This is a genomic window from Caenimonas sedimenti, assembly GCF_007833165.1.
Lineage (GTDB): Bacteria > Pseudomonadota > Gammaproteobacteria > Burkholderiales > Burkholderiaceae_C > Ramlibacter > Ramlibacter sedimenti.
Genome location: NZ_VOBQ01000004.1, coordinates 34372 through 59698 on the forward strand (window position 1 = coordinate 34372; position 25327 = coordinate 59698).

Below are 25327 nucleotides of genomic sequence, written 5' to 3' on the forward strand. Positions count from 1 at the left end.
TCTATGCACTCGCGTGCGGGAAGGGAACCCATGGGTTCAGATGTCACAAGCCCTGCGTGACGGGGCCGGTGGGAACGACAGTGATCAAGAACCCGTGGTGACGGATTGCAGGACTTTCATGTAGCTCGCCACACCGGCAGCAACGTCGGCGAAGACGTGGTCGCACCCCGCTTCGCGCAGCGCCGTCAGGTCCGCCTGGGTGTAGCACTGGTACTTGCCGCGCAGCGCTTCGGGGAAGGGGATGTACTCGACGAGACCCGCGGCGGCCGCGCCCGCCGTGTCGAGCGCCGGGCCTTCGCGCAAGGCATTCACCACCGCCGTCGCCACGTCGTTGAACGGCTGCGCCCGCCCCGTGCCCAGGTTGAAGATGCCCGACTTTTCCGGGTGGTCGAAGAACCACAGGTTGACCGCCACCACGTCGTCGACGAACACGAAGTCGCGCTTCTGCTCGCCCGGGCCATAGCCGCCGTACTCGCCGAACAGCTTGACCTTGCCTTCGGCGCTGAACTGGTTGAACTGGTGGAAGGCCACGCTGGCCATGCGCCCCTTGTGCTGCTCGCGCGGACCGTAGACGTTGAAGTAGCGGAAACCCGCCACCTGGCGCTTGATGCGCTTGAAGTCCTTGCCGCACTCGCGGCGCATCCGCTGGTCGAACAGCAGCTTGCTGTAGCCGTAGACGTTGAGCGGCTGTTCGAACTCGGGCGTCTCGCGGAAGGTGTCCGATCCGCCATAGACCGCCGCCGACGAGGCGTACAGCAGCCGCGTGCCGCGCTGCTGGCACGACTCGAACAGCGTGCACGACACGCCGTAGTTGTTGTCCATCATGTACTTGCCGTCGGTTTCCATGGTGTCGCTGCAGGCGCCTTCATGGAACACCGCTTCGACCTTGCCGAAGCCGCCGTCGGCGAAGATGGAATAGAACTCGTCGGCGTCGATGTAATCGTCGATCCGCAGGTCCGCCAGGTTGCGGAACTTGTCGCCCTGCGTCAGGTCGTCGACGGCGATGATGTTGTCGATGCCGCGAGCGTTCAAACCCTGGATGATGTTCGAACCAATGAACCCGGCGGCGCCGGTGACCACGACTCGGGTCATGCGAAAAGCTCCTCGTAAGTGACGGTGGCGGTGCCGAACTTGCCCACCACGATGCCGCCGGCCCGATTGGCGATGGGCACCGCGTCGCGCAGGGACAGCCCGGCCGCGACCATGGCCGCGAGCGTCGCGATCACCGTGTCGCCCGCGCCGGTGACGTCAAACACTTCGCGGGCCTGCGCCTTCACATGCAGCTCGCCTGCGGTGTCGAAGAGCGTCATGCCTTCTTCGCTGCGCGTGACCAGCAGGGCCTGCAGGCCGAGTGCCTCACGCAGGTTCTGCGCCTTGGTGCGCAGTTCTTCCTCGCTGTGCCACGCGCCCACGACCTGCTGGAGTTCGGCCCGGTTGGGCGTGATGACGGTGGCGCCGCGGTAGCGCTGGTAGTCCGAGCCCTTCGGGTCGACCAGGACGGCCTTTCCGGCGCTCCGCGCGGAGGCGATCATGGCCGGGATGTGCGCGAGGCCGCCCTTGCCGTAGTCGGAGAACAGCACGGCGTCCTGGTCCGGCGCCAGGGCGGCGAATGAGTCGTTCTGCAACGAGAGCACCTCGTGGTCGGGCTCGTTCTCGAAATCCATGCGCAGCAGCTGCTGCTGCCGGCCGATGACGCGCAGCTTGACGGTGGTGGTCAGGCCGGGGTCGCGCTTCAGGTGGGCGGCGATGCCGGCTTCCTTCAGCAGCCTTTCCAGCTTGTGGCCGGGCTCGTCGTCCCCGATGACGCCCAGGAAGCTGGCGCGCGCGCCCAGCGTGGAGACGTTGTAGGCCACGTTGGCGGCGGCGCCGATGCGCTCTTCCTCGCGAGTGACCTTGACCACCGGCACCGGTGCCTCGGGCGAGATGCGGTCCACGGCGCCATGCCAGTAGCGGTCGAGCATGGCGTCGCCCACCACGAGGACCCGCGCACGGGCGAGTTGCTGCTTGGTCAGTGTCATCACAGTTCTTCCACCCGGCGTGCGGGATAGCTGTCCCAGGCCTGGCACCCGGGGCAATGCCAGAAGTGCTGCTTGGCTTCAAAGCCGCAGGCGGCGCAGCGGTAACGCGTGAGCGGCTTCACCGCGTGATCGAGTGCGCGCTGCACGTCGGGGTGGAACTGCTCGTGCTCCAGCTTCTCTCCCGCGATCCATTTGGCGGCAGCCACCAGCGAAGGCTCCCGCTCCAGGTGCCGCACGTACCAGGCGCGGGCGACGGCGGGATCCGCCTCCAGGCCGGCGATGCCGTCGAGCACGTCCAGCGAAGGCGTGAGTTCGTAGCTGCCCTGCAGGATCTCCAGTGCCTCGTCGCGCTTGCCGCAGGCGAGCGCCGCCTCGGCCAGCGGCCGGGCCATCAGGGGAATGGCGAGCGGCACCGCATGGGCCAGGCGGGAGAGCAGGGCGAACGCACCTTCCGCATCGCCCGCGCGCCGCTTGAGCGCTGCCAGTTCGATCTGCGGGCGCGGCGCCTGGGGCGCCTCCTGCATGGCCTGCCGCAGCAGCCGCTCGGCTTCCTCCGGCGGGGCCGCGGTGGCTTCCTCGCAGAGGTAGTGCGCCTGCCGGCCGCCGAACTGCGCGGAGCCGGCGGCGTCGAGCTTGCGCGCGATCTCGGAGGCCTGCGCCCAGTCGCGCGAACGCTCGTAGATGGCGAGCAGCGCGAGCAGGGCCTGCTCCTGGTAGGCCGTGCCTTCGAGCTTGCGCAGCGCCTCTTCCGCGCGGTCCAGCAGTCCCGCCTTCAGGTAGTCCAGCGCCAGTGCGTGCTGGGCCCGATGCCGGTCGGCCCGCGTCAGGTCGCCCCGCGACAGCAGGTGTTCATGCACGCGGACCGCGCGCTCGTACTCGCCGCGCCGGCGGAACAGGTTGCCCAGGGCGAAATGCAGTTCGGAGGTGTCCGGATCGTTCTGCACGGCCTCGATGAACGCGTCGATGGCCTGGTCCTGCTGCTCGTTCAGCAGGAAGTTGAGGCCGCGGAAGTAGGCCTTGGGCGCCAGGCGGTTCTCGATCCGCAGCTGGCGCAGGTCCAGCCGCGACGCCAGCCAGCCGAGGCCGAAGGCGACCGGCAGGCCCCACAGCAGCCAGGTGAGGTCAAAGTCCATGCGGGGGGCCGGCAGGCGGCGGTTCGGCGGCGGCTGGTGCCGGCGCGGTGGGCAATGGCTGCGGCTTGGCGCGCAGCGCCGCCGCACGGTGCTGCAGCCAGCGCGGCACCATGCCCAGCGCCCCGATGGCGAGCCCGACGGCGAATGCGGTCAGCACGACCAGCACCATCGGCGCGCGCCACTGCGTGCCGAAGAAGAAATGCACCGTCGCGTCCTGCTGGTTGTTCAGGGCGAAAGCGAAGAGGGTAAAAAAAATGGCTGCCTTGAGCAGCCACGTGAGGTATTTCATCGGCGTCCCGACCGGATTCTAGGGCCTGCCTATTTGCCGGCCTCGAGTTCCTGCGTGCGCTCGTCCACGGCCTCGCGCAAGGCCTTGCCCGGCTTGAAATGCGGCACCCGCTTTTCAGGGATGTGCACGCTCTCGCCGGAACGCGGGTTGCGCCCCATGCGGGGCGGCCTGCGATTGATGGAGAAGCTGCCGAAGCCGCGGATCTCGATGCGGTGGCCGCGCACCAGCGCCTCGCCCATCGCGTCAAGAATGGTCTTGACCGCGTATTCCGCGTCGCGGTGGGTGAGTTGGCTGAAGCGGGAGGCCAGCTCTTCGACGAGATCGCTGCGGGTCATTGGGTTCGTGTGCGCGAAAAGGGTGTCATCCCGGGCTTGACCCGGGATCCACGGTGGCGTGTGGACCACCATGGATTGCGGGTCAAGCCCGCAATGACAGCTCTCCCTGGCTTACTTGCTGTCGCTCGAGTTATCCAGCTTCGCGCGCAGCAGCGCACCCAGGCTCGTCGTGCCGGCGTTCTCACGCGCGGACTGCTGGCTCAGGTTCTGCATGGCGCCCTGCTCGTCGATCATGTCCTTGGCCTTGATCGACAGCTGGATGTTGCGCGTCTTGCGGTCGATGTTGACGACCACGGCGGACACTTCGTCGCCTTCCTTCAGCACGTTGCGCGCGTCTTCCACGCGGTCGCGGCTGATTTCGGAGGCACGCAGGTAGCCGATGATGTCCTGGCCCAGGTCGATCTCGGCGCCCTTCGGGTCGACCGTCTTGACCTTGCCCGTCACCGTGGCGCCCTTGTCGTGCACGGAGGTGAACGTGGAGAACGGATCGCCATCGAGCTGCTTGATGCCCAGGCTGATGCGCTCGCGGTCGACGTCGACACCGAGGACGATGGCTTCGACTTCCTGGCCCTTCTTGTAGTTGCGCACGGCGGCTTCGCCGGTTTCGCTCCAGGACAGGTCGGACAGGTGCACCAGGCCGTCGATGCCGGCGGCCAGGCCGACGAACACGCCGAAGTCGGTGATCGACTTGATCGGGCCCTTGACGCGGTCGCCGCGCTTGGTGTTCTGCGCGAATTCCTGCCAGGGGTTGGCCTTGCACTGCTTCATGCCCAGGCTGATGCGGCGCTTGTCTTCGTCGATCTCGAGGACCATGACTTCGACTTCGTCACCCAGCGACACGACCTTGGACGGGGCCACGTTCTTGTTGGTCCAGTCCATTTCGGACACGTGCACCAGGCCTTCGATGCCGGGTTCGAGTTCCACGAACGCGCCGTAGTCGGCGATGTTGGTGACCTTGCCGAACATGCGGGTGCCCGGGGGGTAGCGGCGCGAAACGCCCAGCCACGGGTCGTCGCCCATCTGCTTGAGACCCAGCGAGACACGGTTCTTCTCGGTGTCGAACTTGAGGATCTTGGCGGTGATTTCCTGGCCGGCCTGAACCACTTCGGACGGGTGGCGGACACGGCGCCAGGCCATGTCGGTGATGTGCAGCAGGCCGTCGATGCCGCCGAGGTCGACGAACGCGCCGTACTCGGTGATGTTCTTGACGACGCCGCGGACGATGGAGCCTTCCTTCAGGGTTTCCATCAGCTTGGCGCGCTCTTCGCCCATCGACGCTTCGACGACGGCGCGGCGCGACAGCACCACGTTGTTGCGCTTGCGGTCCAGCTTGATGACCTTGAATTCCAGGGTCTTGTTCTCGTAGGGCGACAGGTCCTTGATGGGACGCGTGTCGATCAGCGAACCGGGCAGGAAGGCGCGGATGCCGTTGACCAGGACGGTGAGGCCGCCCTTGACCTTGCCGGTGGTGGTGCCGGTGACGAATTCGCCGGATTCCAGGGCCTTCTCGAGGCTCATCCAGGAAGCCAGGCGCTTGGCCTTGTCGCGCGACAGGATGGTGTCGCCGTAGCCGTTTTCGATGGCGTCGATGGCCACGGAGACGAAATCGCCTTCCCGGACTTCGACTTCGCCCTGGTCGTTCTTGAATTCGTCGATCGGGATGTAGGCTTCCGACTTCAGGCCGGCGTTGACCACCACGTGGTTGTGCTCGACGCGGACAACTTCAGCGGTGATGACTTCACCGGCGCGCATTTCCGAGCGCTGCAACGATTCTTCGAACAGGGCGGCAAAAGATTCAGACATTGATGTGGACTTTGCGGCAGGGGCCGCGGGGTTGAGTGGTTGAACCACCTGGCCGGTGCGCTGGCGCGCGGGGGGAGCCGGGTGGGCCTTCTGGCTTTCAGGAAGACCTGAAAGCCTGCTTCCCGTTCCACCACTGGAGCACCTGGGAAACGGACTCTTCGACCGTCTGCCCGGAGTTGTCCAGCAGGAGAGCGTCGTCGGCCGGCTTCAAGGGCGCGACTTCGCGGGACGAATCCCGCGCATCGCGCGCCTCCAGGTCGGCGCGAAGAGCCGGGAGTGTAGCCGAAATCCCCTTTGAAATCAACTGCTTATGGCGCCGTTCGGCGCGCTGGGCGGCGCTCGCCGTGAGGTAGACCTTCAAGGTGGCGCCGGGGAAGATCACCGTGCCCATGTCGCGCCCGTCCGCCACCAGGCCGGGCAGGCGGCGGAAGCTGTGCTGCAGGGCCACGAGCGCGGTGCGCACGGCGGGCAGGGCGGACACGCGCGAAGCGTTCATGCCGGCTTCTTCGGTGCGGATCGCGTCGGTGACGTCGAGCTCGTCCAGCAGCACGCGGCCGCCGGAGAAGCGCACCGCCAGCGTCGCCGCCATGCCGGCGATGGCCGCTTCATGGGCCGGCTCCGGCTGCAGGCCCGCGCGGATCGCGGCATAGGCCGTGATGCGGTACAGCGCCCCGGAGTCGAGGTAGTGGTAGCCCAGGCGGTGCGCCAGTTCCGCGGCCAGCGTGCCCTTGCCGGAGGCCGTGGGCCCGTCGACGCAGATGACGGGGATGCGCTGCGGCGGGGTGCGCACCACTGAAAAGAGGGCCTCGAAGTAATCGGGGAAGGTCTTGGCGACACATTTCGGGTCTTCGATCCGCACGGGAAGGCCCGCCGGGTTGAACGCCGCCAGGGAGAAGCACATCGCGACGCGGTGGTCGTCGTAGGTGTGGATGGAGGCCGCCTGCCATCGGGTGGGCGGCGTCACCCGCAGGAAATCCGCGCCTTCCTCGACGACGGCCCCCAGCTTGCGCAGCTCGGTGGCCATGGCCGCGAGCCGGTCGGTTTCCTTCACCCGCCAGCTGGCGATGTTGCGCAGGGTGCTGGGGCCGTCGGCATACAGCGCCATCACCGCGAGCGTCATGGCGGCGTCCGGGATGTGGTTGCAGTCGAGGTCGATCGCCTTCAGCGGCCACGCGCCGCGCGCGACCTCCAGCCGGTTGGCCCCACCGGTGACGCGCGCGCCCATCCGCCGCGCCGCGTCGATGAAGCGGATGTCGCCTTGCACGGAGTCCTCGCCCACCCCGGTGATGCGCAGCGGCTCGCCGACGGCGGCCAGCGTGCCCAGTGCCACGAAGTAGCTGGCCGACGAGGCATCGGCCTCCACGTGGATCTTGCCTGGCGACTGGTAGCGGCTGCCGGCCGGGATGGTGAAGCGCTGCCAGCCTTCGCGCCGCACGGCAATGCCGAAGCGTTCCAGCATGTTCAGCGTGATGCCGATGTACGGCTTGGAGATCAGCTCGCCCACGACTTCGATCACGATGTCCTGGCGGGCGACCAAAGGCAGCGCCATCAGCAGGGCAGTCAGGAACTGGCTGGAGACGTCGCCACGCACCTGGATGGGAGCGGCCAGCCGGAGCGCCGGGGCCGGGTGGATCTTGAGGGGCGGGAAGCCTTCCGTGCCCAGGTAGTCGATGCGGCAACCGAGTTGGCGCAGCGCGTCGACGAGGTCGCCGATCGGGCGTTCGTGCATGCGGGCCACGCCGCTCAGCTCGAATTCGCCGCCCATCAGCGCCAGCGCCGCGCTGAGGGGCCGCATGGCGGTGCCGGCGTTGCCCAGGAACAAGCGGGCGTGGGCGGCCGGGGCCTTGCCGCCCAGGCCAGTGACCTCGAGCGCGCCCCCCTGGTGGACGACGCTGCACCCCAGCGCGCGCAGGGCGTCCAGCATGACGCGCGTGTCGTCGGAGTCGAGCAGGTCCTCGATGCGCGTGGTGCCTTCGCTCAACGCGGCCAGCAGCAGCACGCGGTTGGAAATGCTCTTGGAGCCCGGCAGCATCACCGTGCCGCCCGCGCTCTCCAGGGGCGGGAGGTCGAGAAAAGCTGTCGCGAACATGGGGGGCTGGGCTACTTCTTCTGGCCCATGCGCCAGTGGGCGCGCGTGTGGCTCGCCATCTCGATCATCCCTTCGAGCGGCTCCGAGTTGCTGTCCTCGATGTGCTGCAACATGTTGTGCAGGCTGCGCTGGAACACCTTGGCCTGCTCGATGATCTCGTGCCGATTGGCCATCAGGACGTCGCGCCACATCTTGGGGTCGCTGGCGGCAATGCGCGTGAAATCGCGAAACCCGGGGCCGGCCAGCGCCAGGAAATCCTTGCCTTGCGGCTGGTTGGCGATGCCGTGCATCAACGCGAACGCCACCAGGTGCGGCAGGTGGCTGACGGCGGCGAAGGCCGCATCGTGCGCCTCAGGCGTCATCTGGAGGACCTTGCAGCCGATCGCGTCCCACACGTCGTTGGCGCGCTTCAGGTGGCCGACCAGCGTGCGGTCGATCGGCGTGAGGATGACCTGCTTGCCCGAATACAGGTCCGGGTCGGCATGCTCGACGCCCGACACTTCCTTGCCCGCGATCGGGTGGGCGGGCACGAAGGTGCCCACGTGGTCGCGCAGCACGCGCCGCGCGGCATCGACGACGTCGCGCTTGGTCGAGCCGACGTCCATGATCAGCATGTTGTCGGTGATGAGGTGGCGGATCGCCTTGAAGGTCGCCTCGGTCGCGGACACCGGCACGGCCAGCAGGACGATGTCGGCGCCCGAGACGGCCAGGAGCGCGGAGGGCGCCTCGACGTCGATCACGCCCATCTGGCGGGCGCGCTCGGTGGTGGAGGGCGACTTGCTGTAGCCCACGACCCGCTTCACCAGCCCGGCGCGTTTGAGCGCGAGCGCGAAGGAGCCGCCCATCAGGCCGCATCCGATCAATCCCAACTGCTCAAACATGAGGGTGCCGCCTATTCGCCGAGAGGATAGGTGCCCAGCACCTTGTAGAACGCACACAGGCCGCGCAGGTCTTCCAGCGCGGCCGTCACTTGCGGCTGCGAGGGGTGGCCCTGCAGGTCGATGTAGAAATAATATTCCCATTGGCCCGAGCGCGCGGGGCGCGACTCGAAACGGGTCATGGAAACACCGTGTTTTTTCAACGGAACGAGGATGTCGTGGACCGCGCCCGGGCGGTTCGGGACGGAAACGATCAGGCTCACGCAATCCTTGCCTGAGGCTTCCGGCGCGTTCAGCGTCTGGGGCAGGCAGACCACCGCGAAGCGCGTGCGGTTGAAGGCGTCGTCCTGGATCGCGTGGGCGGCGATGTGCAGGCCGAACTCGGTGGCCGCGCGGTCGCTGGCGATGCCGGCCCAGGCCGGGTTGGTGCTGGCGAGGCGGGCACCTTCGGCGTTGCTGGAGACGGCCCGCCGCTCGACGTCGGGCAGGTGCGCGTTCAGCCAGCCCTGGCACTGGGCCAGCGCCTGCGGATGGGCCAGCACGGCTTCGATGTCCTTCAGCGAATTGGCCTGGCGCAGCAGGTTGTGCCGCACCAGCAGGCTGGTCTCGCCGACGATGTGCAACGGCGTGTTGAGGAACAGGTCGAGCGAGCGGGCCACGACCCCCTCGGTCGAGTTTTCCACCGGGACCACGCCGAACTGCGCGGTGCCGGCCGCGGTGGCGCGGAACACCTCGTCGATGCTGATGCAGGGCACGCGCTCGATGCTGGAGCCGAAGAACTGCACCGCCGCCTGTTCGCTGAAGGTGCCGGCCGGGCCCAGGAAGGCCACGCGTTGCGGCGCCTCCAGCGCGCGGCAGGCCGACATGATCTCGCGCCAGATGTTCGCGACGTTGTTTTCCTTCAGCGGGCCGGGGTTGGCGTTCTGCAGGCCGTTGATCACGGCCGCCTCGCGCTCCGGACGGAACACCGGTGTTCCTTCGGCGCGCTTCAGGTCCCCGACTTCATTGGCGAGCGCCGCCCGGTGGTTCAGCGCGGCCAGCAGCTCGCGGTCGACGGCATCGATGGCGGCGCGCAGTTCGGCAAGGGTCTTGGTCATGTGGGGGTGGCTTCGCCGGACGGGGAGTCCTCGCCCTCGGCGGGCCCGGCGTCATTCTCCACGATGCGCTGCAATCCGCTCAGCTTGGCGCCTTCGTCCAGGCCGATCAGGGTCACGCCCTGGGTGGCCCGGCCGAGTTCGCGGATCTCGCTCACCCGGGTGCGCACCAGCACGCCGCGGTCGGTGATGAGCATGATCTCGTCGTCGGCGTGCACCAGCGTGGCCGCCACCACCTTGCCGTTGCGCTCGCTCTGCTGGATGGCGATCATGCCCTTGGTGCCGCGGCCATGGCGCGTGTATTCGCCGATCGGCGTGCGCTTGCCGTAGCCGTTCGCGGTGGCGGTCAGCACGCTCTGCTCCTCGTCTTCCGCAACCAGCATGGCGATCACGCCCTGGCCCTCGTCGAGCATCATGCCGCGCACGCCGCGCGCGTTGCGGCCCATGGGGCGAACGTCGTTCTCGTCGAAGCGCACGGCCTTGCCGCCGTCGGAGAACAGCATCACGTCGTGCTTGCCGTCGGTCAGCGCCGCCCCGATCAGGTAGTCGCCCTGGTCGAGGTCCACGGCGATGATGCCGGCCTTGCGCGGGTTGTTGAATTCGTCCAGCGCGGTCTTCTTCACCGTGCCCATGCTGGTGGCCATGAACACGAAGTGGTCCGCCGGGAAGCTGCGGAACTCGCCGGTCAGCGGCAGCACCACGTTGATCTTCTCGCCCTCCTGCAAGGGGAACATGTTGACGATCGGGCGGCCGCGGGCGCCGCGCGAGCCCGCCGGCACCTCCCATACCTTGAGCCAGTAGAGGCGGCCGCGGTTGGAGAACGCCAGCAGGTAGTCGTGCGTGTTGGCGATGAAGAGCTGGTCGATCCAGTCGTCTTCCTTGGTCTGGGTGGCCTGCTTGCCGCGGCCGCCGCGCTTCTGCGCGCGGTATTCGCCCAGGGGCTGGCTCTTGATGTAGCCCGAATGCGAGAGCGTCACCACCATGTCGGTGGGCGTGATCAGGTCTTCGGTGGCGAGGTCCTGCGCGTTGTGCTCGATCTCCGAGCGGCGCGCGCCCAGCTTGGTCTGGCCGAATTCGTGGCGCAGCGCCGTGAGTTCCTCGGTGATGATGGTCGAGACGCGCTCGGGCCGGGCCAGGATGTCGAGCAGGTCGTCGATCTCGGCCATCACTTCCTTGTATTCGGCGACGATCTTGTCCTGCTCCAGCCCCGTCAGGCGTTGCAGGCGCATCTGCAGGATTTCCTGGGCCTGCGTGTCGGAGAGCCGGTAGAGGCCGTCCGAATGCATGCCGTACTGCCGCTCCATGCCTTCCGGGCGATAGTCGTCGGCATTGACGACGCCGCCATCCGCGCGGGTGCGCGTCAGCATCTCGCGCACCAGCTTCGAATCCCAGGGCCGGCTCATCAGCTCGGCCTTCGCCACCGGCGGCGTGGGCGACTCGCGGATGATGCGGATGAACTCGTCGATGTTGGCCAGGGCCACGGCCAGGCCTTCGAGCACGTGGCCGCGCTCGCGGGCCTTGCGCAGGTTGAAGACCGTCCTGCGGGTCACCACCTCGCGGCGGTGCTGCAGGAACACCTGGATCAGCATCTTCAGGTTGCACAGGCGCGGCTGGCCGTCGATCAGCGCGACCATGTTGATGCCGAAGGTGTCCTGCAGCTGGGTCTGCTTGTACAGGTTGTTCAGCACCACCTCGGGCACTTCACCGCGCTTCAGCTCGATCACGAGGCGCATGCCGGACTTGTCGCTCTCGTCCTGGATGTGGCTGATGCCCTCGATCTTCTTCTCGTTGACCAGTTCGGCCATGCGCTCCTGCAGCGTCTTCTTGTTGACCTGGTAGGGCAGCTCGTCGACGATGATGGCCTGCCGCTGGCCCTTGTCGATGTCCTCGAAGTGGCACTTGGCCCGCATCACGACCCGGCCGCGGCCGGTGCGGTAGCCTTCTTTCACGCCTGAGACGCCGTAGATGATGCCGGCGGTGGGGAAGTCGGGCGCGGGGATGATCTCCATCAGCTCGTCGATCGACGCTTCCGGGTTCTTCAGCAGGTGCAGGCAGGCGTCCACCACCTCGTTCAGGTTGTGCGGCGGGATGTTGGTGGCCATGCCCACCGCGATGCCGCCGGAGCCGTTGACCAGCAGGTTGGGCAGCTTGCTGGGCAGGACCAGCGGCTCTTTCTCGCTGCCGTCGTAGTTGGGCCCGAAGTCGACCGTCTCCTTGTCGAGGTCGGCGATCATCTCGTGGGCGATCTTGGACAGGCGGATCTCGGTGTAGCGCATGGCCGCCGCGTTGTCGCCGTCGACCGATCCGAAGTTGCCCTGGCCGTCCACCAGCATGTGGCGCATGGAGAAGTCCTGCGCCAGCCGCACGATGGTGTCGTACACCGACTGGTCGCCATGCGGGTGGTACTTGCCGATCACGTCGCCCACGATGCGCGCGGACTTCTTGTACGGGCGGTTCCAGTCGTTGCTCAGCTCGTGCATCGCGTACAGGACGCGGCGGTGCACGGGCTTCAGGCCGTCGCGCGCATCGGGCAGTGCGCGGCCCACGATGACGCTCATGGCGTAGTCGAGGTAGCTGCGGCGCATCTCCTCTTCAAGGCTGACGGGCAGGGTTTCTTTGGCGAAGGAGGTCATGCAGGTCCAGTCATCCCGGTCGGTCTTGGCGCGAGGCGAAACCCAAGATTTTACTTTCGCGCAGCCCTGTCGCGATCAAGCAACAGAAGCGGGTAATGCGGTTTCGTCCTACGTGGTGCCGCTGGGCCAACGGTTGCTTGTGTAAGGACGTGTGGCACAATCCTTTGGACGTATTTGGTGAATTGGTCACCTAAGACGTAGTGTTGACGCAGCGCAGCTGCGGCTTTTTCCCCAAGAGGAGAACCATGAAGAAACTGAACAAAGTGGCGCTGATGTTCGCCACCGCTGCGCTGGCAACGGCCGCGGGCGCGCAGACCCGCGTGACCGCTGCCAACGGTGGCAACGTGATCGACAACTGGCAGAACGGCACCGGCGAGTACGTGTGGCGCAACGGCACGAACGAGCTTTGCTGGCGTGATGCCAACTGGACGCCCGCCACTGCGGCCGTCGGTTGCGACGGTGCCCTGGTGACGGCTGCTCCGGCGCCCGCCCCGGCTGCCGCGCCCCGTCCGGCCGCTCCCCCGGCCGCCGCACCGGCCGCCCGTCCGCCCGCGCCGGCACCCGCCGCTGCTGGCCCGTCCACCACGAAGGTGACGTACGCCGCTGACGCCTTCTTCGACTTCGACAAGTCGGTCCTGAAGGCCGAAGGCCGTGCCAAGCTGGATGACCTGGTCGGCAAGATCAAGGACATCAACCTCGAAGTGATCATCGCCGTCGGCCACACCGACGCCGTGGGCACGGACGCCTACAACCAGCGCCTGTCGGTTCGCCGCGCCGAATCCGTCAAGGCTTACCTGGTGACCAAGGGCATCGAGAAGAACCGCGTGTACACCGAAGGCAAGGGCGAGAAGCAGCCCGTCGCCGACAACAAGACCGCCGAAGGCCGCGCGAAGAACCGCCGCGTGGAAATCGAAGTGGTCGGTACCCGCGCCAACCGCTGATCTCCAGCCTGGAGCACCGGCAACGGTGAGTAAAAAAGCCGCGCCCTGCGCGGCTTTTTTCATTTCGGCGCGCGACAATCCAGGCCCCATGAGCCAAACCGTCAACGCCGACCCGGCCGAACTGGCCAAGTTTTCCGAGCAGGCCCACCGCTGGTGGGACCCGGACAGCGAATTCGGGCCGCTGCACCACATCAATCCGTTGCGGCTGCAATGGATCGACGGCCTGGCCGGGCTCGCCGGCAAGCAGGTGCTGGATGTCGGATGCGGCGGCGGCATCCTGGCGGACTCGATGGCCCGCAAAGGCGCACAGGTGCTCGGGATCGATCTGGCCGACAAGGCCTTGCGCGTCGCGCAACTGCATGCGATGGAAGCCGGCACCGAGAACGTCGAGTACCGGCTCTCCAGCGCGGAAACGCTGGCCGCCGCCCAGCCGGAATCGTTCGACGTGGTCACGTGCATGGAAATGCTGGAGCACGTCCCCGACCCGTCATCGGTGGTCCAGGCCTGCGCGCGGCTGGTCAAGCCGGGCGGCTGGGTGTTCTTCTCCACGATCAACCGCAATCCGAAGGCGTTTCTCTACGGCATCGTGGGCGCGGAATATTTGCTGAACCTGCTGCCGCGCGGCACCCACGAATACCTCAAGCTGATCCGCCCCAGCGAATTGGCGGCATGGTCGAGGTCCGCGGGACTGCAGCTGGTGCAGGCGCGCGGCATGGAATACAACCCGCTGACCCGCCGCTATTGGCTGAGTGGCGATACCAGCGTTAACTATCTGATGGGCACCCGCAAGGTCTGATGTTCTCCAAGGCAAAAGCTGTGCTGTTCGATCTCGATGGCACCCTGATCGACAGCGCACCCGACCTCGGCGCCGCCGCGGACAAGATGCGGACCGACCGCGGCCTGGCGCCGTTGCCGCTGATCCAGTACCGGCCCATGGCCGGTGCCGGCGCGCGTGGAATGCTCGGCATCGCCTTTGGCGTGACGCCGGAGGATCCGAAGTTTCCGGAGCTCCGGGAGGAATTCTTCGTCAACTACGAGCGCTGCATGACGCAGAAGACCGTCATCTTCCATGGTGTCGTCGAGCTGCTGCAGGGGCTGGCGGAGCGCGGCCTGCCTTGGGGGGTCGTGACCAACAAGGCCATGCGCTTCACGCGGCCGCTGACGCAGGGCATGCCGCTCTTCGCGACGGCGAGGGCCATCGTGGGCGGCGATTCAACGCCGCGGGCGAAACCGTTCCCGGATCCGCTGCTCGAAGCCGCGCGGCAACTGGGTGTGCCGCCGCAAGACTGCATCTACGTCGGCGACGACGAGCGCGACATCACGGCCGGCAAGGCGGCCGGGATGCCGACCGTGGCCGCGACGTATGGCTACCTCGGCAAGAGCGACGTGGGCCGCTGGGGCGCGGATACCCACATCGGCGCACCGCTCGAATTGCTGCCCCTCTTGAATTTCCGGCCGCAGGCGTAAGATACGTGTTCCTGGGGCTGCACCGGTTTCGACGTGGGTTCGGACCCGCAGCAGGGCATGTCGAGGATCAGTCACCTCGTAAATCCATCTGAAACAAACCAACTGCGAACGATTCTTCGTACGCCCTCGCCGCTTAATTGCGCGTGAGCTCTACAACGGCAGGCCGATGGGCCGGGTGAGGGGCGCAAGCCCCGAACTGTAGAGTTATCTTCATCGGCTGGTCCGGATCCGGGTGCCTTGGGTCGGGACGAGAAAATAGGGCACTGGCTGGCCAGGTAGCGTGCGACTGCGCGACCCGGTTGGCGAGATCCAAATCAGACCGCTAAACATGTAGAACTGTTCGGCGAAGGCTTGCGGACGCGGGTTCAATTCCCGCCAGCTCCACCATTCATCCCAGGGCCATGGGCCGCGGTGCGATACTGCGCGCCCCATGGAACTGCACGACATCCTCTATTCCCAGGGCTTCGGCAACCGCCGCGTCTGCCTGGGCCTGGTCCAGCTTGGGCACGTCACGGTCCAGGGCCAACCCGTCACCGACCCCTACGCCGAGTTCGAGCCCGAAGGCCTGGAGTTCACCGTGGACGGCCAGGATTGGGCATTCCACGCCAAGGCGTACCTGGTGCTGCACAAGCCGGCCGGCACCGAGTGCTCGCAAAAGCCGTCGGCCTGGCCCAGCATCTACACCTTGCTGCCGGCGCCGCTGCGGCAGCGGCCGCACAAGAGCATCCAGCCGGGCGTGCAGGCCATCGGCCGGCTCGACCAGGACACCACCGGCATGCTCCTGCTGAGCGACGACGGCGCCTTCATCCATCGCATGGCGTCTCCCAAGCACCACGTGCCCAAGGTCTACGAGGTGACGACCGCCGACCCGGTGGACGACACCCAGGTGCGCCGCCTGTTGGAGGGCGTCGTGCTCGACGATGATCCTCGCCCCGTCCGCGCGGCTGCTTGCACCGCCACCGGTGAGCATTCATTGCAACTGACTCTGACCGAAGGCAAGTACCACCAGGTCAAGCGCATGCTGGCGGCGGTGGGCAACCGTGTCGAGGGCCTGCACCGGTCGCGCATCGGCAGCCTGCCGTTGCCGCCGGAGCTTCAGCCGGGCCAGTGGCGCTGGCTGACGCCGGAGGAACTCGCGGCGGTCGCGAAGCGTTGAACCTTCAGGGCAACGGCTGCAGGAACGCGGCGATGCGCGCGGTCGTGCGCCCGGGCTGGTCGCGATGCGGCGAATGACCGCACTGCGGCAACACCTCCCGCTCGAACGGGCCCTGCGTGGGCCCGATCTCATCGATCTGCCGCAGCGTCCCGTAGGGGTCGTCCTCTCCCTGGAGGGCCAGAACGGGCGCCGAAATCGACTTGCAATCGGGACGGATGTCGAAGCTGCCGAATTCATGGCTGAGCCAGATGTCGTTCCACTGCCAGAAGGCCACGTCCACGTCGGCGTGGTAGCGCTCCAGCCGGGCGCGCAGCCCGCCGGTTTCATAGGCCTCCCGGGCCTGGGCGATGGAGCGCACCGACACATCTTCCACGATCACGTGCGGCGCCATCACGACGCAGGCGGTCACGGGGAACCGGCTGGCATGGAGCAGGGCGATGCTGCCGCCGTCCGAGTGGCCCACCAGCACGGGCCGCGCCACGCCCAGCTGCCTCAGCAGCTCCGGCAGCACGTCGAAGGCTTCGCGGTGCAGGTAATCCGCCCGCAGCCGCCCCGTGCCGCGCACCTCCGGCACCGGCTCCGAGCCGCCGTAGCCCCGCCGGGAGTAGACAAAACCGTCTCGTCCCGTCGCTTCGCACATCTTTTGCGGCCAATCGCGCCACATCGCCACGGAACCGAGCCCCTCATGAAGGAAAATAAGCGGTGCGCCGCGTCCTCCACCCGGAAGGGCGATGCGTTGAACTTCGAGCCGGACACCGCGTACCAACAGGCGCTCCATCGCGGCATGTTACCCAGTGGCGAGCGCAGCCGCCGAACCCGTTTCTCCCAGGAATATCCGTCTCCGTGAATCTCTCCTTCCTCCGCCAGCCCTGGCTGCTGGCCGGCCTCCTGCTCACCGTTCCCCTGGCGGGGTACGGCCAGCCCGCCGCCCCGGCTCCCGCGCCGGGTGCGGCACCCATCCTCGTCCTGAATTCGCTCGACGCGGATGTCAGCGTGATCGACCCGGTGAGCTGGCGCGAGGTGCGGCGCCTGCCCACCGGCAAGGAACCGCACCACCTATACCTGACGCCCGACGAGAAGTCCGTCATCGTGGCCAATGCCGGCGCCGACTCCCTGACCTTCATCGATCCGCGCACGGCCGAGATCCAGCGCACGATCCGCGGCATCCTCGACCCGTATCACCTGCGCTTTTCACCCGACATGAAATGGCTGGTGACGGCGGGCAACCGGCTGCACCACGTCGACCTGTACCGCTGGGACGGCAAGGACATCACACTCGCCAAGCGCATTCCCACCGGCAAGACGCCCAGCCACATCTGGATCGACAGCAAAAGCACCACGGCCTACATCACGATGCAGGACAGCGACGAACTGGTCGCCGTCGATCTCGCGAGCCAGCAGCTCAAGTGGCGCGTCAAGACCGGCGCTCTCCCGGCCGACGTCTATGGCACCGCGGACGACCGCCTGGTGATGGTGGGGCTGACGGGCAGCGACAGCGTCGAGGTTTTCGACGTGAGCGACGGCCCGGCCCGCCCGGTGCGCAAGATCAAGACCGGCCTGGGCGCGCACGCCTTCCGGGCGGCCGCCGACAAGCGTTTCGTCTATGTGAGCAACCGCGTGGCCAACACCATCAGCAAGCTCGACCTGCAGTCCCTGCAGGTGGTGGACACGTACCTGGCGCCCGGTGGTCCTGACTGCATGGAAATCCTGGCCGGCGGCAAGCTGCTGCTGACCACCTCACGCTGGGCCAAGAAGCTGACCGTCATCGACCTCGAGACCAAGCAGGTCGTGCGGCAGGTGAAGGTCGGCAAATCGCCGCACGGGGTCTGGACGCTGGACCACGCGCCGCGCTGAAGGCCATGGGAAAGCGCCTGATCGCGACGCTGCTGCTCGCGGTGGCCGTGCCCGCCGCGTTGGCGCAGCCGGCCTGCACCAAGCCGGTGTACCTGACCTTCGACACCGGCCACATGGAAGTGGCGCCGCTGGTGGCCGAGGTGCTGCAGCGCCAGCAGGTCAGAGTGACCTTCTTCGCGGCGAATGAAAAAACCAAGGAGGGTGACGGCAGCCTGGGTGCGCATTGGGCCGGCTGGTGGAAGGCGCGCGCGGCCGAGGGCCACGAGTTCGCTTCCCACACCTGGGACCACACCTATTGGCGCGCCGACCTGCCGGGCGAGCCCGTGCGATTCCGCGTGCGGGCCTCCTCGGGCCCGGCCGCCGGCCAGGACCGTACCTGGACCGCCGCCGAATACTGCGCCGAGATCGCCAAGGCGGCGGACCGCCTGCAGGAATTCACGGGTCGCAAGCCCCTGCCGCTGTTCCGCGCGCCGGGCGGCAAGACCTCACCGCGCTTCCTCGCGGCCACTCGCGCCTGCGGCTGGCGCCACGTCGGGTGGGCGCCCGCCGGCTTCCTGGGCGACGAGTTGCCCAGCGAGTCCGTGAGCAACCAGCAACTGCTGGCCAAGGCCCTGCGTGACATCCGCACCGGCGACATCCTGGTCGCGCATCTCGGCATCTGGTCGCGCAAGGATCCGTGGGCGCCAGCCGTGCTGGAGCCGCTGATCGCGGGGCTGAAGGAGCGCGGCTTCTGCTTCGCCACCTTGCGGGATCATCCTGAATGGCGCGCCTGGATCGCGCAGACGAAGTAACTCGAGATGGACTGGATCGAAGAATTCTTTTCGCGCGTGCAGCAATGGCTGTTCGAGGCGGCCGTGCAGCCGGTGATGTTCGCCCTGGGCCAGGGCCACCTGCTGGAAGACGGCTACACGGCCACGGGCTGGCTGATCGTGGGCGTGCTCCAGATCGCCGTGCTGCTGGCCATCATCGGTCCCTTGCAGCGCTGGCGCCCGGTGGAGCCGGTGGTCGACCGCGCCACCATCCGCACCGACGTGCTCTACACGCTGATCCACCGGCTCGGACTCTTCCGCGTGGCACTGTTCTTCAGTGTCGAGCCGCTGTTCGACGAGCTGTTCAGCGTGTTGCGGGTCGCGGGCGTCGGCACCTGGCACCTCGACCAGGTCTGGACTGGCGTCACCGACCTGCCCTGGGTCAGCTTCCTGATCTACCTCGTCATCTTCGACTTCGTCGACTACTGGATGCACCGCGGCCAGCACGCCTTCGACTGGTGGTGGAGCCTGCATTCCCTGCACCATTCGCAGCGGCAGATGACGATGTGGAGCGACAACCGCAACCACCTGCTGGACGACCTGCTGCGTGACGCGGTCCTGGTGGTCGTCGGCCAGATGATCGGCGTCGGGCCCGGGCAGTTCGTGGCCATCGTCGCCATCACGCAGCTGAGCGAGAGCCTGCAGCACGCCAACCTCAAGCTGGCGTTCGGCCGGTTCGGCGAGCGTCTTTGGATCAGCCCGCGCTTCCACCGGCTGCACCACAGCATCGGCCTGGGCCACGAAACCCAGCCGCAGGGTGAACTCCTGCGGCGTGGCCGCAGCCCGGCGCTGGGCGGCCACAACTTCGGCGTGCTGCTGCCCTGGTGGGACGTGCTGTTCGGCACCGCGAATTTCGAGGACCGGTACGACCCGACCGGCGTGCGCGACCAGGTGGAGGGTGCGCGCGACTACGGCCGCGGCTTCTGGTCGCAGCAGTGGCTGGGAGTGAAGCGGCTGTTCGGGCGCGCGTAGCGCGAAGTCGCGGGCGCCTGACGCTTGGGCCCCGGTGCGGCTAGCATTGCCGCATGACCACCCCCCAAGCCCGCCCTGACTTTGGCCTCGTGATCGTCGGCGACGAGATCCTTTCCGGCAAGCGCGCCGACAAGCACATGCCGAAGGTGATCGAACTGCTCACGGCGCGCGGCCTGCAACTGGCCTGGGCCGAGTACGTCGGCGATTCGCCGGACCGCATCACCGCCGTGCTGAAGCGCGCATTCGGCTCCGGCGACGTGGTGTTCTCGTGCGGCGGCATCGGCGCCACGCCGGACGACCACACCCGGCAATGCGCGGCGCGGGCGCTGGGACGGGATCTCGCGCTGCATCCGCTCGCGGAAGCGCTGATCCGCGAACGCATGCAGGACGTCGCCCGGGAGCAGGGGACCACCTACGAGCCGGACCGCCCGGACAACATCCACCGCCTCAACATGGGCGTGTTCCCGCAGGGTGCGGACATCATCCGCAACCCCTACAACAAGATTCCCGGCTTCACCGTGGGCACGGTCCACTTCGTCCCGGGCTTCCCGGTGATGGCGTGGCCGATGATCGAGAACACGCTGGACGAACGCCATGCGCACCTGTTCCAGCGCGGCGCCTACGTCGAGAAGTCGGTGATCGTCTTCGGGTCGATGGAAGCCACCCTCACGCCGCTGATGGAGGACATGGAGCGCGCCTACCCGGGCGTGAAGGTCTTCAGCCTGCCCAGCGTCGACCATCCGGAATACGGACGCCACATCGATCTCGGGGTCAAAGGCGCGCCGGCGGATGTGGAGGCCGCGTTCCCCGTCCTGCGGGCCGGACTGCTGGCCCTCGGGGTCAAGTTAGGCCCTGAATTGGTGCGGAATTAGCATTGCACCGATCAGGTGCAAATCCTGGTTTGCACCAGGATGGTGCCGTGCTCATCCGAAAACGCAAGGCTCCGGTAGGGAAAGCAGCGAACTTTCGCCGACAATCGCCGGGCTTTGCGCCGCAGTCCATGCACCAGCTTTGGCACAGAAACTGCATTCCAGCAAACGCCTTATTGATCAACAACCATCCCCCAGGAGAAACCTGATGGCAGCAGCCAAGAGCGTCGCAGACGTGTTGAAGATGGTGAAGGAAAACGAAGTCAAGTTCGTCGACTTCCGCTTCACCGACACCCGCGGCAAGGAACAGCACGTCACCGTGCCCGTGTCGCACTTCGACGAGGACAAGTTCACTTCCGGCCACGCGTTCGACGGTTCGTCCATCGCCGGCTGGAAAGGCATCGAAGCCTCCGACATGCTGCTGATGCCGGACCCGAACACCGCCAACATCGACCCGTTCTACGAGGAAACGACGCTGTTTCTCTCGTGCGACGTGCTGGATCCCACCGACGGCAAGGCCTACGACCGCGACCCTCGCTCCATCGCCCGCCGTGCCGAGGCCTACCTGAAGGCTTCCGGCCTGGGTGACCAGGCCTTCTTCGGCCCGGAGCCGGAATTCTTCATCTTCGACGACGTGCGCTGGGGCAACGACATGTCCGGCTCGTTTTTCAAGGTCGACGAGTACGAAGCGCCGTGGAACAGCGGCAAGAAGATCGAAGGCGGCAACAAGGGCCATCGCCCGACCGTCAAGGGCGGCTACTTCCCCGTGCCCCCGGTGGACAGCACGCAGGACATGCGCGCCGAAATGGCGCTGATCCTCGAATCGCTGGGCATTCCGGTCGAAGTGTTCCACCACGAAGTGGCCGGCGCCGGCCAGAACGAGATCGGCACCAAGTTCAGCACGCTGGTGCAGCGCGCCGACTGGACGCTGCTGCTCAAGTACGTGGTGCAGAACGTCGCCAACGCCTACGGCAAGACCGCGACCTTCATGCCCAAGCCCATCGTCGGCGACAACGGCTCGGGCATGCACGTGCACCAGTCGGTGTGGAAAGACGGCAAGAACCTGTTTGCCGGTGAAGGCTATGCCGGCCTGTCGGAGTTCGCGCTGTACTACATCGGCGGCATCATCAAGCATGCCCGCGCGCTGAACGCCATCACCAACCCCGGCACCAACAGCTACAAGCGCCTGGTGCCCGGCTTCGAAGCCCCGGTGAAGCTGGCGTACTCGGCCAAGAACCGCTCCGCCTCGATCCGCATCCCCTTCGTGTCCAACCCGAAGGGCCGCCGCATCGAAGCGCGCTTCCCGGATCCCCTGTGCAACCCGTACCTGGGCTTCTCGGCCCTGCTGATGGCGGGCCTGGACGGCGTGGAAAACAAGATCCACCCGGGCGAAGCCGCCACCAAGGACCTGTACCACCTGCCGCCGGAAGAAGACGCGAAGATCCCGACCGTCTGCCACAGCCTCGACCAGGCCCTGGACTACCTGGACAAGGGCCGTGGTTTCCTGACCAAGGGCGGCGTGTTCACCGACTCCATGATCGATGCCTACATCGAGCTGAAGATGGGCGAAGTCACGCGCTTCCGCATGGCGACGCACCCGGTCGAATACGACATGTACTACTCGCTGTAACGGACGATCACGCGGTCGCCCTGCGGCGACACGCGTCATTCGACTGTAAAAAAATACAGCGGTAGCGTATCCAAGGGGCGAATTTTTCGCCCCTTTCCTTTTTAAATCAATGGGTTAATTGGCATTCCGGAGAGATTGGGTCATACTGCAAGACCGTCCTGCGCATCCATGATGCTAGGAGAACGCTTTTGAAACTCGCTTACCTTGTCCCTGCCGCGGCGCTCTTGTTCGCCGCAAGTTCTTTCGCGCAGAAGCCGATCTGGCGCTGCAACGGCAACGCCTACACGAACGACCAGGCGGAAGCCACCGCCAAGAATTGCAAGCTCGTCGAAGGCGGCAACGTCACTGTCGTCACGGGCACGCGCGTCGCACCGGTCGCCACCACAGCGCCCCCGGCCGCCGCGCCCGGTGTGCGCGTGGCCGCGGCCCCGCCGCGCATCGACTCCACCGAGCAGCGCACGCGCGACGGCGAAGCCCGCACCATCCTCGAAGCCGAACTCAAGAAGGCGGAAGCCCGCCAGGAAGAGCTGCTGAAGGAGTGGAACAACGGCGAGCCCGAGAAAATGGGCCCCGAGCACCGCAACCACCAGAAGTACCTGGACCGCGTCGCCGAGCTCAAGGCGAACATGACGCGCAACGAAAGCGACATCGCCGGCCTGAAACGCGAGCTCGGCCGCGCAAAATGAGGGCTTGAACAAGCCCGCCGCTTCCGTCCACTTCGACCGCTTCCAGTCGTTTGACCTGCTGGCCACGCTCGTGGCCGTGGTGCGCGGCGACGGGATCGTGCTCTTCGCCAACGCCGCTCTCGAAGACGCGCTGGGTTCCTCCCGCCGGACCATCGAAGGCGCGAACTTCCCTCCCTTCTTCACCGAACCCAACCTGCTGCGCACGGCGCTCGACGGCGCGCGGGGCAACGAATATGCCGCGCTGCGCTACGACGCCTGGCTGGTCCGCCAGAACGCCGACCCGATGCCGGTGCACGTGGTGCTGGCGCAGACCGAATCGCCCGACGAGTTCGTCATCGAACTGTTGCCCCTCGAGGCCCAGGCCCGGCAGGATCGGGAAGAACGCCTCATGGACCAGGCCCAGGCCAACAAGGAGCTGATCCGGAACCTGGCGCACGAGATCAAGAACCCCCTGGGCGGCATCCGGGGCGCGGCGCAGCTGCTGGAGATGGAGATCGAGTCGCGCGACCTGAAGGAATACACCAAGGTCATCATCCATGAGGCCGACCGGCTGCAGACGCTCGTCGATCGCCTGCTGGCGCCGCACCGGCGGCCGCACGTGGTGGGGGACGTCAACATCCACGAAGTGTTCGAGCGGGTCCGCTCGCTCATCCTGGCCGAGTTCCCGCGAGGATTGAAGGTCGTGCGCGACTACGACACGTCCATCCCCGAGTTCCGGGGTGACCGCGAGCAGCTGATCCAGGCTGTGCTGAACATCGCCCACAACGCGTGCCAGGCGCTGGCCGATCGCATCGCGGCCGGGGACGCGCTGCTGAATTTCCGCAGCCGGATCAACCGGCAGGTGACATTCGGCAAGCAGCGCTATCGACTGGCACTGGAATTGCATGTCATCGACAACGGGCCCGGTGTACCGGACTCGATCAAGGACCGCATCTTCTATCCGCTGGTGTCGGGGCGGGAAGGCGGCTCCGGCCTGGGGCTGACGCTGGCACAGACGTTCGTGCAGCAGCACCATGGCCTGATCGAGTGCGACAGCGTGCCGGGCAGGACCGACTTCAAGATCCTGATCCCGCTGCCCTAGAGAACTGTACTTTTAGAACCGAGGCGACAAGGGACCCATGAAGCCGATCTGGATCGTTGACGATGACCAATCCATCCGCTTCGTGCTCGAAAAAGCGCTGATGCGCGAGGACCTGCCCACGCGCAGCTTCACGAACGCGCGCGAGGTGATGCTGGCGCTCGATGCGGCGAACGACGAGGATGGCCCGCAGATCCTCGTGAGCGACATCCGCATGCCGGGCGGCTCCGGGCTGGACCTGCTGACCAAGGTCAAGGAAAAGCACCCCGGCCTGCCCGTCATCATCATGACGGCCTTCTCCGACCTGGACAGCGCCGTCTCCGCCTTCCAGGGCGGCGCCTTCGAATACCTGCCGAAACCTTTCGACCTGCCCAAGGCGATCGAACTGATCCGGCGCGCGGTGGAGGAAAGCCAGCGCGAGGAGGTGGCCGAGGAACGCATGGCGGCCGCCCCCGAGATGCTGGGCCAGGCGCCGGCCATGCAGGACGTCTTCCGCGCCATCGGCCGGCTCTCGCAAAGCAACGTGACCGTGATGATCACTGGCGAGTCGGGCTCCGGCAAGGAACTCGTGGCGCGCGCCCTGCACAAGCATTCACCGCGCGCCAACGGACCTTTCGTCGCCATCAACACGGCGGCCATCCCGAAGGACCTGCTCGAGTCCGAGCTGTTCGGCCACGAACGCGGTGCTTTCACCGGCGCGCAGACGATGCGGCGCGGCCGCTTCGAGCAGGCCGAAGGCGGCACGCTGTTCCTGGACGAGATCGGCGACATGCCCTTCGACCTGCAGACGCGGCTGCTGCGCGTGCTGTCGGACGGCCACTTCTACCGGGTGGGTGGCCACAACGGGATCAAGGCCAACGTGCGCGTGATCGCCGCCACGCACCAGGACCTGGAGCAGCGCGTCAAGGAAGGCAACTTCCGCGAAGACCTGTTCCATCGGCTGAACGTGATCCGCCTGCGGCTGCCCGCCTTGCGCGAACGGCTGGAGGACATCCCGATGCTCGCGCGGCATTTCCTGCAGCAAAGCGCCAAGCAGCTGGGCGTGGAGCCCAAGCGTATTTCGGATGCCGCGCTCACGCGGCTGACCACGTTCGCCTTCCCGGGCAACGTCCGCCAATTGGAGAACATCTGCCACTGGCTGACCGTCATGGCGCCCGCGCAGCTGATCGAGCCCAAGGACCTGCCGCCCGAAGTGGGCAGCGGGGCCGGCGAGTCCGCCGTGCCGCGTGCGCAAGCCGCGCCGGCCGAAGCCCTCAAAGTGGCGGATGGCGAAGCGGCCGCGGCGGCCCCGTCCACCATCACCTTGGCGGCTTCCGCGGGTCCTGCGAGCTGGGAATCCGGCCTGGAGGCCGAGGCGATGCAGCTGCTGGTGAGCGGCCACCACGACGTGTGGGACCAGCTGACGAAGCGCTTCGAATCGAAGCTGATCCTGACCGCGCTGTCGAACACGCGCGGGCGCCGCATCGAGGCCGCGCAGAAGCTGGGGATCGGGCGGAACACCATCACCAGGAAGATCCAGGAGCTCGGCCTGGAATGAATTTCTCCCTCCCCCTCCGGGGGAGGGCCGGGGTGGGGGCGCCGCGTGCCACCGGT

Annotated in this window: 23 protein-coding genes and 1 other RNA gene; 13 read left to right on the forward strand and 11 right to left on the reverse strand. The window is 66.9% G+C overall.

The window, feature by feature from the left end; translation table 11 throughout:
• Positions 1-84 precede the first annotated feature (84 nt).
• From rfaD to gyrA, 10 genes are all read right to left on the reverse strand, one after another.
• Positions 85-1092, reverse strand: a complete 1008-nt coding sequence (rfaD, locus tag FN976_RS04780; RefSeq protein WP_145891542.1) for an ADP-glyceromanno-heptose 6-epimerase — start codon at positions 1090-1092, stop codon at positions 85-87.
• The gene (rfaE1, locus tag FN976_RS04785; protein ID WP_145891544.1) at positions 1089-2018 is read right to left on the reverse strand and encodes a D-glycero-beta-D-manno-heptose-7-phosphate kinase; all 930 of its coding nucleotides are present in this window, start codon (positions 2016-2018) and stop codon (positions 1089-1091) included. The genes rfaD and rfaE1 overlap by 4 nt, the downstream gene beginning before the upstream one ends.
• A complete protein-coding gene (lapB, locus tag FN976_RS04790; protein WP_145891546.1) occupies positions 2018-3151 on the reverse strand; it encodes a lipopolysaccharide assembly protein LapB in 1134 nt (377 codons plus the stop codon). The genes rfaE1 and lapB overlap by 1 nt, the downstream gene beginning before the upstream one ends.
• Positions 3141-3440 carry a LapA family protein gene (locus FN976_RS04795; RefSeq protein WP_145891548.1) on the reverse strand — a complete coding sequence of 100 codons (300 nt, stop codon included), beginning with the start codon at positions 3438-3440 and terminating at the stop codon, positions 3141-3143. Before FN976_RS04795 ends, lapB begins: the two co-directional genes overlap by 11 nt.
• 29 nt (positions 3441-3469) lie before the next feature.
• The gene (locus FN976_RS04800; RefSeq protein ID WP_145891551.1) at positions 3470-3775 is read right to left on the reverse strand and encodes an integration host factor subunit beta; all 306 of its coding nucleotides are present in this window, start codon (positions 3773-3775) and stop codon (positions 3470-3472) included.
• A 111-nt stretch (positions 3776-3886) separates the two neighbouring features.
• Positions 3887-5578: a 30S ribosomal protein S1 gene (gene rpsA, locus FN976_RS04805; protein ID WP_145891553.1), complete on the reverse strand. Its 1692-nt coding sequence runs from the start codon at positions 5576-5578 to the stop codon at positions 3887-3889.
• 97 nt (positions 5579-5675) lie between these two features.
• Complete coding sequence (locus FN976_RS04810) at positions 5676-7667, reverse strand: bifunctional 3-phosphoshikimate 1-carboxyvinyltransferase/cytidylate kinase (protein ID WP_145891555.1); 1992 nt, start codon at positions 7665-7667, stop codon at positions 5676-5678.
• A gap of 11 nt (positions 7668-7678) precedes the next feature.
• A complete protein-coding gene (locus tag FN976_RS04815; RefSeq protein ID WP_145891556.1) occupies positions 7679-8548 on the reverse strand; it encodes a prephenate dehydrogenase in 870 nt (289 codons plus the stop codon).
• Positions 8549-8559: 11 nt separating this feature from the next.
• A complete protein-coding gene (pheA, locus tag FN976_RS04820) occupies positions 8560-9642 on the reverse strand; it encodes a prephenate dehydratase (protein ID WP_145891558.1) in 1083 nt (360 codons plus the stop codon).
• Positions 9639-12272, reverse strand: a complete 2634-nt coding sequence (gyrA, locus tag FN976_RS04825; protein WP_145891560.1) for a DNA gyrase subunit A — start codon at positions 12270-12272, stop codon at positions 9639-9641. Before gyrA ends, pheA begins: the two co-directional genes overlap by 4 nt.
• Positions 12273-12517: 245 nt before the next feature.
• Here gyrA and ompA point away from each other — a divergent pair, with 245 nt between their 5' ends.
• From ompA to FN976_RS04850, 5 genes are all read left to right on the forward strand, one after another.
• Positions 12518-13213, forward strand: a complete 696-nt coding sequence (gene ompA, locus FN976_RS04830; RefSeq protein ID WP_145891562.1) for an outer membrane protein OmpA — start codon at positions 12518-12520, stop codon at positions 13211-13213.
• Between the two features lie 88 nt (positions 13214-13301).
• Complete coding sequence (gene ubiG, locus FN976_RS04835) at positions 13302-14009, forward strand: bifunctional 2-polyprenyl-6-hydroxyphenol methylase/3-demethylubiquinol 3-O-methyltransferase UbiG (RefSeq protein ID WP_145891564.1); 708 nt, start codon at positions 13302-13304, stop codon at positions 14007-14009.
• Complete coding sequence (locus tag FN976_RS04840) at positions 14009-14680, forward strand: HAD-IA family hydrolase (RefSeq protein ID WP_145891566.1); 672 nt, start codon at positions 14009-14011, stop codon at positions 14678-14680. Before ubiG ends, FN976_RS04840 begins: the two co-directional genes overlap by 1 nt.
• 13 nt (positions 14681-14693) lie before the next feature.
• Positions 14694-15067, forward strand: a transfer-messenger RNA (tmRNA) gene (gene ssrA / locus FN976_RS04845).
• Between the two features lie 43 nt (positions 15068-15110).
• On the forward strand, positions 15111-15836 hold the full coding sequence (locus tag FN976_RS04850) for a pseudouridine synthase (protein WP_145891568.1): 726 nt from the start codon (positions 15111-15113) through the stop codon (positions 15834-15836).
• Positions 15837-15840: 4 nt separating this feature from the next.
• Here FN976_RS04850 and FN976_RS04855 read toward each other — a convergent pair whose 3' ends face one another.
• Positions 15841-16614, reverse strand: a complete 774-nt coding sequence (locus FN976_RS04855; protein ID WP_145891570.1) for an alpha/beta fold hydrolase — start codon at positions 16612-16614, stop codon at positions 15841-15843.
• A gap of 125 nt (positions 16615-16739) precedes the next feature.
• Between FN976_RS04855 and FN976_RS04860 the strand changes: the two genes are divergently transcribed.
• The 8 genes from FN976_RS04860 to ntrC all read left to right on the forward strand — a co-directional run bounded on the left by FN976_RS04860 (position 16740) and on the right by ntrC (position 25271).
• The gene (locus FN976_RS04860) at positions 16740-17690 is read left to right on the forward strand and encodes a YncE family protein (RefSeq protein ID WP_255440203.1); all 951 of its coding nucleotides are present in this window, start codon (positions 16740-16742) and stop codon (positions 17688-17690) included.
• 5 nt (positions 17691-17695) lie between these two features.
• On the forward strand, positions 17696-18481 hold the full coding sequence (locus FN976_RS04865; RefSeq protein ID WP_145891572.1) for a polysaccharide deacetylase family protein: 786 nt from the start codon (positions 17696-17698) through the stop codon (positions 18479-18481).
• 6 nt (positions 18482-18487) lie between these two features.
• Complete coding sequence (locus tag FN976_RS04870) at positions 18488-19471, forward strand: sterol desaturase family protein (protein ID WP_145891574.1); 984 nt, start codon at positions 18488-18490, stop codon at positions 19469-19471.
• Positions 19472-19524: 53 nt separating this feature from the next.
• On the forward strand, positions 19525-20343 hold the full coding sequence (locus tag FN976_RS04875) for a competence/damage-inducible protein A (RefSeq protein WP_145891576.1): 819 nt from the start codon (positions 19525-19527) through the stop codon (positions 20341-20343).
• Positions 20344-20548: 205 nt separating this feature from the next.
• Positions 20549-21970 carry a type I glutamate--ammonia ligase gene (gene glnA, locus FN976_RS04880; protein WP_145891578.1) on the forward strand — a complete coding sequence of 474 codons (1422 nt, stop codon included), beginning with the start codon at positions 20549-20551 and terminating at the stop codon, positions 21968-21970.
• 188 nt (positions 21971-22158) lie between these two features.
• Positions 22159-22656, forward strand: coding sequence for a hypothetical protein (locus FN976_RS04885; protein WP_145891580.1), 498 nt, complete (start codon positions 22159-22161; stop codon positions 22654-22656).
• A 4-nt stretch (positions 22657-22660) separates the two neighbouring features.
• Positions 22661-23737, forward strand: coding sequence for a nitrogen regulation protein NR(II) (gene glnL, locus FN976_RS04890; RefSeq protein WP_145891582.1), 1077 nt, complete (start codon positions 22661-22663; stop codon positions 23735-23737).
• A gap of 37 nt (positions 23738-23774) precedes the next feature.
• Positions 23775-25271: a nitrogen regulation protein NR(I) gene (gene ntrC, locus FN976_RS04895; protein WP_145891584.1), complete on the forward strand. Its 1497-nt coding sequence runs from the start codon at positions 23775-23777 to the stop codon at positions 25269-25271.
• Positions 25272-25327: the final 56 nt, after the last annotated feature.

What these genes read in the sequence shown, in the direction of transcription:
- FN976_RS04875 (WP_145891576.1), top strand. Translation starts at nt 19,525, where the DNA reads ATGACCACCCCCCAAGCCCGCCCTGACTTTGGCCTCGTGATCGTCGGC.
- FN976_RS04815 (WP_145891556.1), bottom strand. Translation starts at nt 8,548, where the DNA reads ATGTTTGAGCAGTTGGGATTGATCGGATGCGGCCTGATGGGCGGCTCC.
- FN976_RS04800 (WP_145891551.1), bottom strand. Translation starts at nt 3,775, where the DNA reads ATGACCCGCAGCGATCTCGTCGAAGAGCTGGCCTCCCGCTTCAGCCAA.
- rfaE1 (WP_145891544.1), bottom strand. Translation starts at nt 2,018, where the DNA reads ATGACACTGACCAAGCAGCAACTCGCCCGTGCGCGGGTCCTCGTGGTG.
- FN976_RS04840 (WP_145891566.1), top strand. Translation starts at nt 14,009, where the DNA reads ATGTTCTCCAAGGCAAAAGCTGTGCTGTTCGATCTCGATGGCACCCTG.
- glnA (WP_145891578.1), top strand. Translation starts at nt 20,549, where the DNA reads ATGGCAGCAGCCAAGAGCGTCGCAGACGTGTTGAAGATGGTGAAGGAA.
- FN976_RS04855 (WP_145891570.1), bottom strand. Translation starts at nt 16,614, where the DNA reads ATGGAGCGCCTGTTGGTACGCGGTGTCCGGCTCGAAGTTCAACGCATC.
- rfaD (WP_145891542.1), bottom strand. Translation starts at nt 1,092, where the DNA reads ATGACCCGAGTCGTGGTCACCGGCGCCGCCGGGTTCATTGGTTCGAAC.
- gyrA (WP_145891560.1), bottom strand. Translation starts at nt 12,272, where the DNA reads ATGACCTCCTTCGCCAAAGAAACCCTGCCCGTCAGCCTTGAAGAGGAG.
- ntrC (WP_145891584.1), top strand. Translation starts at nt 23,775, where the DNA reads ATGAAGCCGATCTGGATCGTTGACGATGACCAATCCATCCGCTTCGTG.
- ompA (WP_145891562.1), top strand. Translation starts at nt 12,518, where the DNA reads ATGAAGAAACTGAACAAAGTGGCGCTGATGTTCGCCACCGCTGCGCTG.
- FN976_RS04810 (WP_145891555.1), bottom strand. Translation starts at nt 7,667, where the DNA reads ATGTTCGCGACAGCTTTTCTCGACCTCCCGCCCCTGGAGAGCGCGGGC.
- ubiG (WP_145891564.1), top strand. Translation starts at nt 13,302, where the DNA reads ATGAGCCAAACCGTCAACGCCGACCCGGCCGAACTGGCCAAGTTTTCC.
- rpsA (WP_145891553.1), bottom strand. Translation starts at nt 5,578, where the DNA reads ATGTCTGAATCTTTTGCCGCCCTGTTCGAAGAATCGTTGCAGCGCTCG.
- pheA (WP_145891558.1), bottom strand. Translation starts at nt 9,642, where the DNA reads ATGACCAAGACCCTTGCCGAACTGCGCGCCGCCATCGATGCCGTCGAC.
- FN976_RS04865 (WP_145891572.1), top strand. Translation starts at nt 17,696, where the DNA reads ATGGGAAAGCGCCTGATCGCGACGCTGCTGCTCGCGGTGGCCGTGCCC.
- FN976_RS04795 (WP_145891548.1), bottom strand. Translation starts at nt 3,440, where the DNA reads ATGAAATACCTCACGTGGCTGCTCAAGGCAGCCATTTTTTTTACCCTC.
- lapB (WP_145891546.1), bottom strand. Translation starts at nt 3,151, where the DNA reads ATGGACTTTGACCTCACCTGGCTGCTGTGGGGCCTGCCGGTCGCCTTC.
- FN976_RS04850 (WP_145891568.1), top strand. Translation starts at nt 15,111, where the DNA reads ATGGAACTGCACGACATCCTCTATTCCCAGGGCTTCGGCAACCGCCGC.
- FN976_RS04870 (WP_145891574.1), top strand. Translation starts at nt 18,488, where the DNA reads ATGGACTGGATCGAAGAATTCTTTTCGCGCGTGCAGCAATGGCTGTTC.